Origin of the sequence: Qipengyuania sp. Mu-71 (assembly GCF_036867055.1) — a bacterium.
Taxonomy (GTDB): Bacteria; Pseudomonadota; Alphaproteobacteria; order Sphingomonadales; family Sphingomonadaceae; genus Qipengyuania; species Qipengyuania profunda.
The window spans coordinates 45983-59396 of record NZ_JBAJHR010000002.1; the positions used below are offsets into that span (position 1 = coordinate 45983).

Annotated in this window: 11 protein-coding genes; 7 read left to right on the forward strand and 4 right to left on the reverse strand. The window is 66.4% G+C overall.

The window, feature by feature from the left end; all coding sequences use genetic code 11:
• The first annotated feature begins 13 nt into the window (after positions 1-13).
• The 3 genes from V6B15_RS12040 to V6B15_RS12050 are packed head-to-tail and all read left to right on the forward strand — an operon-like array spanning position 14 to position 2783.
• Complete coding sequence (locus V6B15_RS12040) at positions 14-487, forward strand: hypothetical protein (protein ID WP_334201397.1); 474 nt, start codon at positions 14-16, stop codon at positions 485-487.
• Complete coding sequence (locus V6B15_RS12045; protein WP_442969026.1) at positions 484-1251, forward strand: ATP-binding cassette domain-containing protein; 768 nt, start codon at positions 484-486, stop codon at positions 1249-1251. Before V6B15_RS12040 ends, V6B15_RS12045 begins: the two co-directional genes overlap by 4 nt.
• A complete protein-coding gene (locus V6B15_RS12050) occupies positions 1248-2783 on the forward strand; it encodes an ABC transporter permease/substrate-binding protein (RefSeq protein WP_334201398.1) in 1536 nt (511 codons plus the stop codon). Before V6B15_RS12045 ends, V6B15_RS12050 begins: the two co-directional genes overlap by 4 nt.
• Before the next feature lies 1 nt (position 2784).
• Here the strand turns inward: V6B15_RS12050 and V6B15_RS12055 are convergent, their stop codons facing one another.
• The 3 genes from V6B15_RS12055 to lgt are packed head-to-tail and all read right to left on the reverse strand — an operon-like array spanning position 2785 to position 5155.
• Positions 2785-3198 carry a DUF2147 domain-containing protein gene (locus tag V6B15_RS12055; protein ID WP_334201399.1) on the reverse strand — a complete coding sequence of 138 codons (414 nt, stop codon included), beginning with the start codon at positions 3196-3198 and terminating at the stop codon, positions 2785-2787.
• The gene (locus tag V6B15_RS12060) at positions 3195-4283 is read right to left on the reverse strand and encodes a class I SAM-dependent methyltransferase (protein ID WP_334201400.1); all 1089 of its coding nucleotides are present in this window, start codon (positions 4281-4283) and stop codon (positions 3195-3197) included. Before V6B15_RS12060 ends, V6B15_RS12055 begins: the two co-directional genes overlap by 4 nt.
• Positions 4280-5155 (reverse strand): prolipoprotein diacylglyceryl transferase, encoded by an 876-nt coding sequence (lgt, locus tag V6B15_RS12065; RefSeq protein ID WP_334201401.1) that lies wholly within the window; start codon positions 5153-5155, stop codon positions 4280-4282. The genes V6B15_RS12060 and lgt overlap by 4 nt, the downstream gene beginning before the upstream one ends.
• 165 nt (positions 5156-5320) lie before the next feature.
• On the opposite strand from lgt, the gene V6B15_RS12070 reads away from it, so the two are divergent.
• Both V6B15_RS12070 and V6B15_RS12075 read left to right on the forward strand, forming a co-directional pair.
• Positions 5321-7015: a class I adenylate-forming enzyme family protein gene (locus V6B15_RS12070; protein ID WP_334201402.1), complete on the forward strand. Its 1695-nt coding sequence runs from the start codon at positions 5321-5323 to the stop codon at positions 7013-7015.
• Positions 7012-9771, forward strand: coding sequence for a [protein-PII] uridylyltransferase (locus tag V6B15_RS12075; protein WP_334201403.1), 2760 nt, complete (start codon positions 7012-7014; stop codon positions 9769-9771). The genes V6B15_RS12070 and V6B15_RS12075 overlap by 4 nt, the downstream gene beginning before the upstream one ends.
• A gap of 27 nt (positions 9772-9798) precedes the next feature.
• Here V6B15_RS12075 and V6B15_RS12080 read toward each other — a convergent pair whose 3' ends face one another.
• The gene (locus tag V6B15_RS12080; protein ID WP_334201404.1) at positions 9799-10470 is read right to left on the reverse strand and encodes a YggS family pyridoxal phosphate-dependent enzyme; all 672 of its coding nucleotides are present in this window, start codon (positions 10468-10470) and stop codon (positions 9799-9801) included.
• 22 nt (positions 10471-10492) lie between these two features.
• On the opposite strand from V6B15_RS12080, the gene V6B15_RS12085 reads away from it, so the two are divergent.
• Together V6B15_RS12085 and V6B15_RS12090 are read left to right on the forward strand one after the other, a co-directional pair.
• On the forward strand, positions 10493-11020 hold the full coding sequence (locus V6B15_RS12085; protein WP_334201405.1) for a thiamine phosphate synthase: 528 nt from the start codon (positions 10493-10495) through the stop codon (positions 11018-11020).
• A gap of 56 nt (positions 11021-11076) precedes the next feature.
• On the forward strand, positions 11077-13410 hold the full coding sequence (locus V6B15_RS12090) for an FtsK/SpoIIIE family DNA translocase (RefSeq protein WP_334201406.1): 2334 nt from the start codon (positions 11077-11079) through the stop codon (positions 13408-13410).
• Positions 13411-13414 lie beyond the last annotated feature (4 nt).

Genomic DNA, 13414 nt, shown 5'->3' on the forward strand with positions numbered 1-13414 from the left:
TTTCCCGCCCCCCATGCGAAGTCTGACAATCCTTGCGCTGGGAATGGCGCTCCCCGCCTGCACCCCCGCCAGTGACGAAGGCGACAGCTCCGCGCTTACGCCGCAGCAGGTCGTATCGCCATCGGGCGAGCCGGCACCCGAAGTCTTCGTTGCCACCGCGTGGCGCGCGGTGGCCGCAGACGGCGCGCGCTACACCACCTATCTCGATGCCGACGGGACCTATCGCGACCTGCGCAACGGCGATCCGTGGCAGACGGGTAGCTGGACCTACAGCGTGGTCGAGCGCGACAAGCGCCTGTGTTTCATGCCTGCGCCCGACAGCGGGGTCGAGCGGTGCTGGGAGCCCGGCCGAATGTCCGGCGGGAAGATGAAGGCGACGAATGACGACGGGGTCTCGATCGAGCTCGAACGCGTCGAATACCGGCCTCCCGCAGATGCAGGTTCAGGCGCGGACGTAGACGCAGACGCGGACGACGCACCCGCGTGACCGATACGCCCGTCCCGCTGCTCGAATTCCGCGACCTCAGGAAGAGCTACGAGGCGGCCGAAGCGGTTGCCGGCGTCTCGCTCACGATCCCGCAGGGCGAATTCGTCGCGCTGGTCGGCGCCTCGGGCTCGGGCAAGTCGACGCTGCTCAAGACCGTCAACCGGCTGGTCGAGCCGACATCGGGCCAGGTGCGGTTCGAAGACGACAATGTCGAAAGCCTGCCGCTGGCCGCGCTGCGTCACAAGATCGGCTATGTCTTCCAGTCGGTCGGACTGTTCCCACATATGACAGTGGGCGAGAATATCGCCATCGGGCCGCGCCTCGTCGGCGAGCGGCTTTCCGCAGAGCGGATCGGCGAATTGCTCGAACTGGTCGATCTCGAGCCCGACATGGCCGCCCGGCTGCCCGACGAATTGTCGGGCGGGCAACGCCAGCGTGTCGGCGTGGCGCGCGCGCTGGCGAACGAGCCGCAGCTGCTGCTGATGGACGAACCTTTCGGCGCGCTCGATCCGATTACGCGCGACGCGCTGGGCGACCGGGTCCGCGCGCTGCATGCGGAATTCGGACTGACTACCGTGATGGTGACGCATGACATGGCCGAAGCCCTGCTGCTCGCCGATCGCGTGCTGGTGATGGATGCGGGGACGGTCGTGGCCGATGAAACCCCGCATTCGCTGCTCGCCGGGGCCGGCGGCGAGATCGCCCAAGGCCTCGTCGCAGTCCCGCGCGCGCAGGCCGACCGGCTGGCGGAGCTGGCAAGATGAGCGAAATCTGGACCACGCTGCTCGGGCTGGGCGACAAGCTTGCCGCGCATGTGCTGCTTTCTGCTGCCGCGATTGGGCTGGGGATTGCAGTGGCCTTGCCGCTGGCGGTCTGGGCCAGCCGTTCCGAACCGGTCGCGCGCGCCACGCTGGGCTTTGCCAGCCTGGTGCAGACGATCCCCGCGCTGGCGCTGCTCGCGCTGTTCTTCCCCATATTGCTGTCGCTGCGCGCGGTGTTCGGCGAGGGCCTGCCGACGCTGGGTTTCCTGCCCGCACTGCTGGCGCTGGCGCTGTATGCGCTGCTGCCGATCCTGCGCAATGCGGTGACCGCGCAGGTCAATCTCGACCCCGGCGTGATAGAGGCCGCGCACGGCGTCGGGATGACCTTCTGGCAGCGGCTGCGGCTGGTCGAGGCCCCGCTGACCGCGCCTTACATCATGGCCGGCATCCGCACTGCGGCGGTGTGGACCATCGGTGCCGCCACGCTGGCCACCACCATCGGCCAGCCAAGCCTGGGTGATCCGATCTTCGCCGGTCTGCAGACGCAGAACTGGGTGCTGGTGCTGGCGGGCTGTATTGCCAGCGCCGGTCTGGCGCTGGTCGCCGATGCGCTGCTTGGCCTGATCGAGAAAGGGCTCGCCACGCGCCGCCGGATGCTGACGTTCGGCGGACTGGCGGCGGTCCTGCTGGGCATTCTTGGCGCGCTTACCGTCCAGTTCGGCGACCGGGGGGGCGACCGCATCGTCATCGGGGCGAAGGGCTTTTCCGAGCAATACATCCTCGCCCGCCTGATCGGGCAACGGCTCCAGGCGGAGGGCTTCTCGGTCGAATACCGTGACGGCCTGGGTTCGGCGGTCGCGCACCAGGCGGTATCGACCGGGGCGATCGACGTGCTGGTCGACTACACCGGCACCATCTGGACCAACCAGATGGAACGCAGCGACAATCCTGACCGCGAGACCATGCTTGCCGAGATTGCCGCGTGGGAAACCCGCACCAGCGGTACGCATGTGCTGGGCCGACTGGGTTTCGAAAACGCCTATGGCCTCGCCATGCCGCGCGCGGCGGCCGAGGCCGGCGGTTTCACCAGTATCGGCGATCTCGCGGGTCGCGCGCAGGGCATGACCATTGGCGGCGATCCCGAATTCTTCGAACGGCCCGAATGGATCGCGGTGCGCGAGGCCTATGGCCTGCGCTTCGCCGCACGGCGCAATTTCTCGCCCACCTTCATGTACAATGCGCTGACCTCGGGCGAGTCCGACGTGATCGGTGCCTACACCTCCGACGGGCGGATCGCGGCGGATGACCTGGTGATCCTCGACGATCCGGAAGGCGCCTTCCCCAATTACGATGCGATCATCCTGCTCGCCCCCGCAACCGGGACGGACGACGCGCTGGTCGCCGCGCTCGAGCCGCTGATCGGTGCGATCGGCGTGGATGCAATGCGCGAAGCCAATTATTCGGTCGACCGGACCGAAGACAAGCTGTCGTTCGAACGGGCCGCGCAGCGCCTGGCCGAACGGATCGGCCAGTAGGCTAGCGCGCGCGCTGCCAGACCTGCGTCTGGCAGAAGGGGCCGATGCAGCCCTTGACCTCGAGCCGGTCCAGGCCGCGGCGGCGCACTATCGAACGATAGGTCTTGCCGTTGTTGGGATCGTAGATTTCGCCGCGCCACGAATCCTCGTCTTCGGTGAACCCGGTGAGGATCGCCATGCCGAGCAGCTTGCGGCTGCGCTTGGCGGCATCGCGATTGTTGACGTCGCGCTGGTCGGCGCCCTGCGGCGGGGTGACGAGGAATTTGGCGATCCGCCCGCAGATACTGCGTCCGCAATCGCTTATCTGCACGATGGCGTCCTTTTCCGCGGTCACCCAGCGGCCTTCGATCGGTTCGGCGGCGGACAGCGGCGTGGCGGCCAGCACAAGCGCGGCAACAGCAAGCAGGTGTTTCATGACGGGGGCGTCCTCCGCTGGCCTTCGGGAAAGCCCGCCCCGCGCGGCCAGTCGCGGGCAGACAGGGCCATGCATTTGAACAATTCGCCCATGGCCTGCGGCTGAACGAGCCGATCGTGCGCGGCCTGGATCTCTTGCGAACGCTCGGGCGCGGCAGTCGCCAATCCCTGCGCGCGTAGGCCGATTCCCATCGCGGAGAGCCAAGCACCCTGCGTGGTCAGCGAGCTCGCCACGCCTTCGCGCCGCGCGATCGTGTCGAGCGTCGCGAAATCGACATGCGCGGTGAGATCCATCTCGCCGGGCGCCGCAAACACATCGACCTTCTCATGCGCCTGCACCGCCTGCAGCGTCGAGCCATGGCGCGGGGCCACATGGCCATAATCGATGAACAGCGCCGCGCCGCCCTGCACATCGAGCCGCTGCGCGAGCGATTGGACGAGCGCGGCGGCGGCGGGGCAGGTTTCGATCACGGTTCCGGCAGCTGCGGCGCGCTGCGCCTCGGGTACGACGTCGTCCATCGGGCTGGGCCCGGCGACGAAGGCGAAGCGATCCTCCTCCAGCCCCACCATGCGCTCGCGCCAGCCCTGCGCGGTCATCACCAGTTGGCGGACCGGCAGCGCGTCGAGAAATTCATTGGCAAGCAGCAGGATCGGGCGATCGTCGGGCAGGCTGTCGAGCGAATCGTGGAACTGCGCGCCGGCGAGCGCGGTACCCTGCACCGCGCGCAGCGCTTCGGACCCTTCGACAAGGTGCACGTCGGGGCGCAGCCCCTGGCTTGCCATCGCGCGCAGCGCATCCTTCGCCAGCGTCCCGCGTCCCGGGCCGAGCTCGACATAGATCGCATCCGCGGGACGTCCCGCGCGGGCCCAGATATCCGCCAGCCACAGCCCCGCCATTTCGCCGAACATCTGGCTGATCTCGGGCGCGGTAGTGAAATCGCCCGCCGCGCCGAGCGGGTCGCGGCTGGTGTAATAGCGCGCATTGCTCTCGCCCATATAGCGCGCCACGGGCATTGGCCCGTGCTGGGCGATCAGGCGGCGGAAGACCGCCGCCAGCGCGGGCTCGGGCGCGCCGGCTTCGCTCATGCCTGCTGCGGTGCGGATGCCTTGGCGCTACCGATGGCGGGGCGCAGCAATGCATAGACGAGCACTGCCAGCCCGACGCCGACCATCGGCAGGCTCAGCCACTGGCCGCGCGACAGGCCGGTTTCCAGCACCACATGCGCCAGATGCGCATCGGGTTCGCGGAAAAACTCCATCAGGAACCGGCCCAGCCCCATGCCGATGGTGAAGATGCCGACGAGGAGACCCGGGCGATAGCGCGCTGGCGTCTTCCAGAACATGGCCAGCAGCAGCAACCCGAGCAGCAGGCCTTCGAACCCGGCCTGGTAGAGCTGGCTGGGATGGCGCGGCAGCTGGTCCGGATCGGTCGGAAAGATCATCGCCAGCGGGAAGCCGCCTTCGACAGGGCGCCCGTAAAGCTCGCCATTGACGAAATTCGCCAGTCGCCCGAGCATATAGGCGAGCGGGACATTGACCGCGATGTAATCGGTGATGCGCAGCCAGTTGAGACCGCCGCGCCAGGCGACCCAGGTAATCGCGATCAGAACGCCGATGACCCCGCCGTGGAAGCTCATCCCGCCTTCCCACAGCTTGAACACATCGGCGCTGGCGAACAGCTCGGGCTTGTAGAACGCCGCATAGCCGAGTCGCCCGCCGAGGATGACCCCGAGCGTGCAATAGAAGAACAGATCGTCCGCATGGCGCTGCGCCATCGGCGCGCCGGGGGCCTTGATCATCTTGGACAGGTGCCAATAGCCCAGCAGGATGCCCAGCAGGTAGGCGAGCGAGTAGAAGCGCAGCTGGAAGCCGCCGATCTCGAAGAGATAGGGCCGTAGCCCCAGATTCTCCCAGTAGATCGGCTCTGCCGCGCCCGATGCAGCCAGTAGTGACAGCAAGTGGTTATCCCCTTAGAGGTGTGCCCAAGGCCGCGTCCGGCGACCCATCGGGGGCGGCTTTTGGCATAGCAGGGGATTTGGGGAAAGCCTGCGTCGAGCCGCAGTTCATGCGCGAGCCTCGAGCACGAGGCCGCGTGCCGATTTGGAGAGGACACGAAACAACCCATGCCGACACAACTCGACAAGGATATCGACCGGATCACCAGGGCAGTGACCGAACCCGGCCAGATGTTCGAGCTGACCGAAGTCACCCGCCGCGGCGTCACCATGCCCGCGTTCAAGAATGCGCCGCCCAGCGTGGCGCATTATTTCGCGCATTTCTGCAACGAGAAGAAGGACGAGCTGTTCATCGTCGATGGCGAAATGCGGCTGACCTTCGGCGAAGTGTGGGGCGCGGCCTCGCATGTCGCGCACAGCCTTGCGACCGAGCACGGGATCGCCAAGGGCGACCGGGTCGGCATTGCCGCGCGCAATTCGGCCAACTGGATCATCGCCTATATGGGCATCCTGATGGCGGGCGGCTGCGCCACGCTGCTCAACGGCTGGTGGACCGGCGAGGAACTGGCCTACGGAATCGACCTTTGCGAGTGCAAGCTGGTGCTCGCCGATGCACAGCGCGCCGAGCGGCTCGATGGGGTCAAACACGGCGCCAAGGTCGTCGTGTTCGGCCACGGCGTTCCGTCCGAGGGGCTCGCCCCCATCTGGGCGGCGGGCAATACCGCGATGGCCATGCTCGGCCAGCTCGGTCCCGACGATCTTGCCACCATCCTCTATACCTCCGGATCGACCGGCCATCCCAAGGGCGCCTATTCGGATCATCTCGGCGTTGTGTCGGGCACGATGAACTACGTCTGCCAGACGGCGATGATGCTCCAGCTGCTGACCGAGAACGACGCCGCGCCGACCGTCCAGCCGAGCGCGCTGGTGGCGGTGCCGCTGTTCCATGTGACCGGCGAAGTGCCGCTCATGCTGCAAAGCTTCGCTATGGGACGCAAGCTGGTGCTGATGCCCAAGTGGGATGCGACCAATGCGCTCGAACTGCTCGAGAAGGAACAGATCACCTATTTCGTCGGCGTTCCGCTGATGAGCTATGAGATCGCGGTCCATCCCGAGCGCGAGAAATACGATCTGTCGCAGTGCAAGACCTTTGCCGGTGGCGGCGCGGCGCGCCCGATCGAACACGTCAAGAAGATCAAGGATGCGTTCAAGGACGGCTTCCCCGCGCTCGGCTATGGCCTGACCGAAACCAATGGAGTCGGGGCGGGCAATCTCAACGAGAACTATCTCGCCAAGCCCAACAGTACCGGCATGCCCTCACGGCCGCTGGTCGACATGGCCATTCTCGACGATGACGGCAAACCGCTCGAGCAGGGCAAGATCGGCGAGGTTTCGATCCGCTCGGTGTGCAACTTCCTCGGCTATTGGAAGAACGAGGACGCGACCAAGGCGGCCTATTCGGACGATGCCTATTTCCGCACCGGCGATCTCGGCTATCTCGACGAGGACAATTACCTCTTCATCGTCGACCGCAAGAAGGACATCATCATCCGCGGCGGCGAGAACATCAGCTGCATCGAGGTCGAAGAAGCGCTCTACGCGCATCCCAAGGTTGCCGAATGCTCGGTTTTCGGCCTGCCCGACGAACGCTTCGGCGAAATTCCGGCGGCGGTCTATTACCCGCATCCGGGGCAGAGCCTGTCGGTCGAGGAACTGCAGGAGTTCCTGCGCGAACATATCGCTGCCTTCAAGGTGCCGTCGGTCATGTGGCAGAGCGAGGAACAGCTTCCCCGCCTTGGTACGCAGAAGGTCGACAAGCGCACCGTCAAGGCGACCTACGCCAAGGAGCACCTGGCCGCTTGAGCGTGACCCGTGTCCCCCGCCAGCGTGCCATCATCGACCGGCGGCAGCTTGCCTCCGGGATCGAGGCGCTGGTCGGGGAGCACGGCGACAAGGCCCGCCCGCATGTGGTGGCGCTGCTCAAGGCCGCCCTCGACCAGGGCCGCGCCGAGCTTGAGCGGCGGCTGGAGGAAAAGCCTTCGGCAGGACACGAGAATGCGGGTGGCTTCGCCTTCCTGATCGACCAGCTGATCCGGGTGATCCACGATCACGCGACCACCCATCTCTATTCCAGCGCCAATCGCTCGCAGGCCGAACGGCTCGCGGTGATGGCAGTGGGCGGCTATGGCCGCGCGGAAATGTCGCCGCATTCGGATGTCGACATCGCCTTCCTCGTCGGCGGCAGGAAAACCGCCTGGTGCGAGCAGGTGGTCGAGGCGATGCTCTACCTGATGTGGGACCTCGGGCTGAAGGTCGGCCATTCGACGCGCACGCTCGACGAAGCGATGCGCCTGTCGAAGAACGACCTGACCATCCGCACCGCATTGCTCGAAGGGCGCTATGTCTGGGGCGACCAGGAGCTTTACGACGAGGGCTCGCGCCGCTTTACGACCGAAGTCGTGCGCGGCAACGAACGCGCCTTCGTCACCGAGAAACTGGCCGAGCGCAATGCGCGCCACAAGCGCATGGGCGACAGCCGCTATGTCGTCGAACCCAATGTGAAGGACGGCAAGGGGGGCCTGCGCGACCTGCATACGCTCTACTGGATCGGCAAGTTCATCCACCGCGTCCGCGCCGCCGCCGAACTGGTCGATGTCGGCCTGTTCACCCAGTCCGAATACCGCAGCTTCCGCCGCGCGGAAAACTTCCTGCTCGCAGTGCGCAGCCATATGCATGTGCTGACCGGGCGCGCCGAGGACCGGCTGACCTTCGACCTCCAGCGCCGCATTGCCGAACGGATGAATTTCGCCGAGCGGCCGGGCAAGAGCTCGGTCGAACGGTTCATGCAATTCTATTTCCTGCAGGCGAAGCGGGTCGGATCGCTAACCGGCATTTTCCTCGCGCATATCGACGAACAGTTCGAGGCCAAGACCGCTCGGCGTGGGTTCTTCGCCGGGTGGAAGCAGAAGGCGCGTATCCTCAAGGGATACCGGGTCTATGGCGGAAAGATCGCCGCCCCGACGGACGAATGGTTCAAGCAGGATCCGGTGCGGCTGATCGAGATTTTCCAGCTGGCCGAGGCCGAAGAGCTCGAAATCCACCCTGAAACCATGCGTCAGGCCAATCGCGACAGCGGGCTGATCGACCACAAGATTCGCGAGGATGCCCGCGCCAATGCGCTGTTCCTCGACCTGCTGTGTGGTCGCAACGATCCCGAGTTGGTCTTGCGCTGGATGAACGAGGCCAACGTCTTCGGGAAATTCGTGCCCGATTTCGGCAAGGTCAACGCACAGATGCAGTTCGACATGTACCACCATTATACGGTGGACGAGCACACCATCCGCGCGATCGGCCTGCTCAACCAGATCGAGAAGGGCGAACTGGCGGGCGACCATCCGCGCGCGACGCGGCTGATCCACAAGGTGGGATCGCGCCGCACCGCCTATGTCGCCGCACTGCTGCACGATATCGCCAAGGGCCGCGGGGGCGACCATTCGGTGCTCGGCGCCGAAGTCGCCGAAGAATTGTGCCCGCGCTTCGGCCTCACCGAAAGCGAAACCGAGATGGTCGCCTGGCTGGTGCGCAACCATTTGCTGATGAGCCACACCGCGCAAAAACGCGACCTGACCGATCCCAAGACGATCGAGGATTTCGTCGGGCATGTGCAGAGCCACGAACGGCTGCGCCATCTCGCCATCCTCACTGCGGTCGATATCCGCGCGGTCGGTCCCGGCACGTGGAACAGCTGGAAGGGGCAGTTGCTGGGCGAGCTTTACGACGTCTCCAGCGAACGCCTGCGGCTGGGGCATATGCGTCACGGCCGCGATCAGAAGGTCGCGCACAAACAGGCCGAAGTGGTCGATTTGCTGGGTGAACGGTCCGGGCTGGTCAAGGATCTCGCCGAGACCGTGGGCGATGCCTATTGGATCGCCGAGCCGACCGATATCATCGCGCTCAACCTGGTGCATTATGCCGCGGCGCGCGCGGCGGAGCACGAACTGTCGATCCATTGCGAATATTACGAGGCGCGCGGAGCGACGCTGGTCACGGTGATCGCCGCCGACCACCCGGGCCTGTTTTACCGCATAGCGGGCGGCATCCACCTCGCCGGCGGGAATATCATCGATGCGCGCATCCACACGACGCGGATGGGCTGGGCGCTGGACAATTTCCTCGTCCAGGACCCGCATGGCGATCCCTTCGCCGAAGCGGGCCAGCTCGACCGGCTGAAGAAAAGCATTGCCGATGCGCTGGCGCACCGGGTCGATCTCGCCCCGCGTCTCGCGCAGCGACCGCTGCCGCACAGCCGCGCGCGCGCCTTCGACGTCGCCCCGCGCGTCCTGTTCGACAACAAGGCGTCGAACAAATTCACCGTCATCGAAGTCAATGCGCGCGACCGTTCGGCGCTGCTCAACCGCCTGGCGCGCGCGCTGTTCGAAAGCCGGCTGGTGGTGCATTCGGCGCATATCACCAATTACGGCGAACGCGCAGCCGACACCTTCTATGTGACCGACCTTACGGGCGGAAAGCTGGAGCCGGGCGAGCGGATGAACCGCATCGAGGCGCGGCTGATGGAAGCCGCCAGCGATGCCACGCAGGACCGCCTCGAGAACGCGTGATGGGGCAGGCCGTACCCGGCTGGCCCGTCAGTCCTGCGGGGGACGCGCGCCGAACAGCGCGGTGCCCACACGCACATGCGTCGCGCCCAGCTTGATCGCGGTTTCGTAGTCCCCGCTCATGCCCATGCTGCGGCCTTCAAGGCCGTGGTCGCGCGCGAGCTTGTCGAGGAAGGCGAAGAACGGCGCGGGCTCGATATCGGCAGGCGGCAGGCACATCAGCCCCGCGATCGGGATATCGGCCGAGCGCGCCTGATCGAGCAGTGCGGGCAACTCGGCCAGCGGGCAGCCGCCCTTTTGCTGTTCCTCGCCCAGATCGACCTGCACGAAGCAGGGCACGCGATTGCCCGCCTTGTCCATCGCCTTGCCCAGCGCCTTGACGAGGCTGGGCCGGTCGAGCGAGTGGATGACATCGAACAGCGCGACCGCATCGTCGGCCTTGTTCGACTGCAACTGGCCGATCAGGTGCAACTGGACCGCGGGATGCGCCTCGCGCAGCGCGGGCCACTTGCCCTGCGCTTCCTGCACGCGGTTTTCGCCGAAGTGGCGCTGGCCTTCACGCAGCAGCGGTTCGATCGCTGCGGCCGGGTGCATCTTGCTGACGGCGATCAGTGTCACCTCGCCCGGTTCGCGGCGGGCGATCCGGCAGGCGGCGGCGATATTGGCCTGGACGTGTTGAAGCGGGGTCTCTGCCTTTTCCATCGCGCCGCGCTATAGCGACAATATGCGCGATAAACAGTCCCTCCCGCTGATCTGGTTGCTAAGCGATGCCCGCAACGACGCGCGGCTGGAGGAAGTGCTCGCAGCGCTCCCGCAAGGCTCGGGTTTCGTCTTTCGCCATTACCACCTGGACCCCGCCGCCCGGCGCGCGCGCTTCGGCACCCTCGCCGCCGTGGCGCGGGCGCGCGGGCATACGGTCGTGCTCGCGGATACGCAGGAGTGGGGCGCGGACGGCCATTACGGCACGCCTGAGCGGCTCGGCCGCGGCCTGCGGCTTGCCGCCGCGCATGACGAGCGGGAAATGCAGGCCGCCGTGGCGGCCCAGGCCGACGGCATCTTCCTCTCGCCGGTCTTCCCGACCGCCTCGCACCCCGGCGCCGCCACGCTGGGCATTGCCGGGTTTCACGCATTGGCAGACAGATCTCCCGTCCCCGTCATCGCGCTGGGCGGCATGACACACGAGCGCGCGCGCGAACTCGACTGGCCACGCTGGGGCGCGATCGACGGACTCGGTTCGACGAAGGCCGCTTGACGGCGGAGTCCCCGAGGATTCATACTGCGCGCTCTCAACGGATCAGGGGACCCCACATGGCTTCGCGCGCAGGCGCAGCACCCGATTGGCGCGCGGCGTTTCGCCGCTCCTTCCGCCGTGCCACGCATATGGCGGGCGCCGGAGTGCTGTTCGCGCTGCTCGTTTTCCTGACGCTGGCCCTGGCGAGCTACACCCAGACCGATCCCAGCCCCTCGACCGCGGCCAGCGGGGCGGACATCCGCAACTGGATGGGCGCCAGCGGGGCCTGGGCGAGCGAACGCGCGCTCAATTTCCTCGGCCTGCCCGCAGTGCTGCTGCTGCCGCTGTTCTATATCTCCGCGCGGCGGCTGTGGACCGGGGTCGAGCGCGAGGACGAGGAGGAAACGCCCGGCCGCTGGTGGCGCCCTGTCGCCATGCTGCTCGCCGCGATCGCGCTGCTCGACACGGTGCTGGCACTGGTTTTCGATCCCGCCACCGGCAGCCTGCCGGCAGGTGTCGGCGGGTTGTTCGGCCAGCTCGGCGGGCTGGGGATCGAGGCGGTGGCGGAGCGCTTCGGCGGCGCATTCTCCGGCTGGATCGTGCTGGTCCTCGCCCTGATCGCGCTGGGCGGCGGCATCGCGCTGGTCACCCGCGTCTTCGCGATCGACTGGGCGCAATTCCTCACCCTGCCCGACTTCGTGAAACGCAAGGCGCAGCTGCCCGAGCTCGACCTGCCGCTCGCGCCGAAGAAGCAGAAGCGCGCGGCCAAATCGTCCGAGGATGACGAGGCGGAGCCGGTGCCGATGAACGAGCCGCGGCGCGCACCCGAAATCGCCGATCCTGCGCCGACCCCGGTTCAGCCCAGGCCGGCCAAGGCCAAGCAGCGCGACATGTTCGCCAATTACCAGCTACCGAGCCACGACCTGCTCGACGATGCGCCCGATCATACCGCGCCCAAGCTCGACAAGATGGCGCTCGAACGCAATGCGCGGCTGCTCGAAAACGTGCTCGACGATTTCAACGTCAAGGGCGAGATCACTGCGGTCCGCGCCGGGCCGGTGGTCACCATGTACGAACTCGAACCCGCGCCAGGCATCAAGGCCAGCCGCGTGGTCGGGCTGGCCGAGGACATCGCGCGCAACATGTCCGCGATCAGCGCGCGCGTGTCGCCGATCCCCGGCAAGACGGTCATCGGCATCGAACTGCCCAATGCCGACCGCCAGATGGTCAGCTACAAGCAGCTCGCCAATTCGGCCGCATTCGTCGACCACCAGGGCAGCCTGCCGATGATCCTCGGCAAGGATATCGCAGGCGAACCGATCGTCGCCGATCTGGCCGCCATGCCGCATCTGCTGGTCGCGGGCACCACCGGTTCGGGCAAGTCGGTCGGACTGAACGCCATCCTGCTGTCGCTGCTCTACCGCTTCACGCCCGACGAATGCCGGTTGATCCTGATCGACCCCAAGGTGCTCGAGCTGAAAAGCTATGACGACATCCCCCACCTGCTCAGCCCGGTGGTGACCGAGCCGCACAAATCGGTGCGCGCGCTCAAATGGGCGGTCGAGGAGATGGAGCGGCGCTACCGGATGATGTCGTCGGTCAATTCGCGTAATATCGCCGGCTTCAACGAGAAGGTCGGCAAGGCGATCGAGAAGGGCAAGCCGCTCGGCCGCCGGGTGCAGACCGGCTTCGACCCCGAAACCGGCGAGGAGCTCTACGAGGAAGAGCAGCTCGATTACGAACCGCTGCCGCTGATCGTGTTGATCGTCGATGAGCTGGCCGATCTGATGGTCACCGTGGGCAAGGAAATCGAAGTGCTGATCCAGCGGCTGTCGCAGAAGAGCCGCGCGGCGGGCATTCATCTGATCATGGCGACGCAGCGCCCCTCGGTCGATGTCATCACCGGCGTCATCAAGGCGAACCTGCCGACGCGCATCAGCTTCAAGGTGACCAGCCGCATCGACAGCCGGACCATCCTCGGCGAGCAGGGTGCCGAGCAGCTGCTGGGCAAGGGCGACATGCTCTACAAGCCCAATACCGGCGCGATGATCCGCGTCCACGGCCCCTTCGTCAGCGACGAGGAAGTCGAACGCGTCGCGACCCATTGGCGCGCGCAGGGCAAGCCCGATTACGTCGATGCGGTCACCGAGGAGCCCGAGGATGGCGGCTTTAATTTCGAGGACGAGTTTACCGCGTCGGACAATCCCGAAGAACGCAAATATCGCCAGGCCTGCCAGATCGTGATCGAAAACCAGAAGGCCTCGGGTTCGTGGCTGCAGCGCCAGATGGGGGTCGGCTACAACACCGCCGCCAAGTGGATCGAACGCATGGAAGCCGAAGGGCTGGTCGGTCCGGCCAACCATGTCGGGCGGCGCGAGATATTCCGCGATCAGGACGGTAACCCGCTCTGACCGC

Coding starts and splice junctions, on each gene's coding strand:
- V6B15_RS12070 (WP_334201402.1), top strand. CDS start 5,321: ATGCCGACACAACTCGACAAGGATATCGACCGGATCACCAGGGCAGTG.
- V6B15_RS12040 (WP_334201397.1), top strand. CDS start 14: ATGCGAAGTCTGACAATCCTTGCGCTGGGAATGGCGCTCCCCGCCTGC.
- V6B15_RS12060 (WP_334201400.1), bottom strand. CDS start 4,283: ATGAGCGAAGCCGGCGCGCCCGAGCCCGCGCTGGCGGCGGTCTTCCGC.
- V6B15_RS12055 (WP_334201399.1), bottom strand. CDS start 3,198: ATGAAACACCTGCTTGCTGTTGCCGCGCTTGTGCTGGCCGCCACGCCG.
- V6B15_RS12050 (WP_334201398.1), top strand. CDS start 1,248: ATGAGCGAAATCTGGACCACGCTGCTCGGGCTGGGCGACAAGCTTGCC.
- V6B15_RS12085 (WP_334201405.1), top strand. CDS start 10,493: ATGCGCGATAAACAGTCCCTCCCGCTGATCTGGTTGCTAAGCGATGCC.
- V6B15_RS12080 (WP_334201404.1), bottom strand. CDS start 10,470: ATGGAAAAGGCAGAGACCCCGCTTCAACACGTCCAGGCCAATATCGCC.
- V6B15_RS12090 (WP_334201406.1), top strand. CDS start 11,077: ATGGCTTCGCGCGCAGGCGCAGCACCCGATTGGCGCGCGGCGTTTCGC.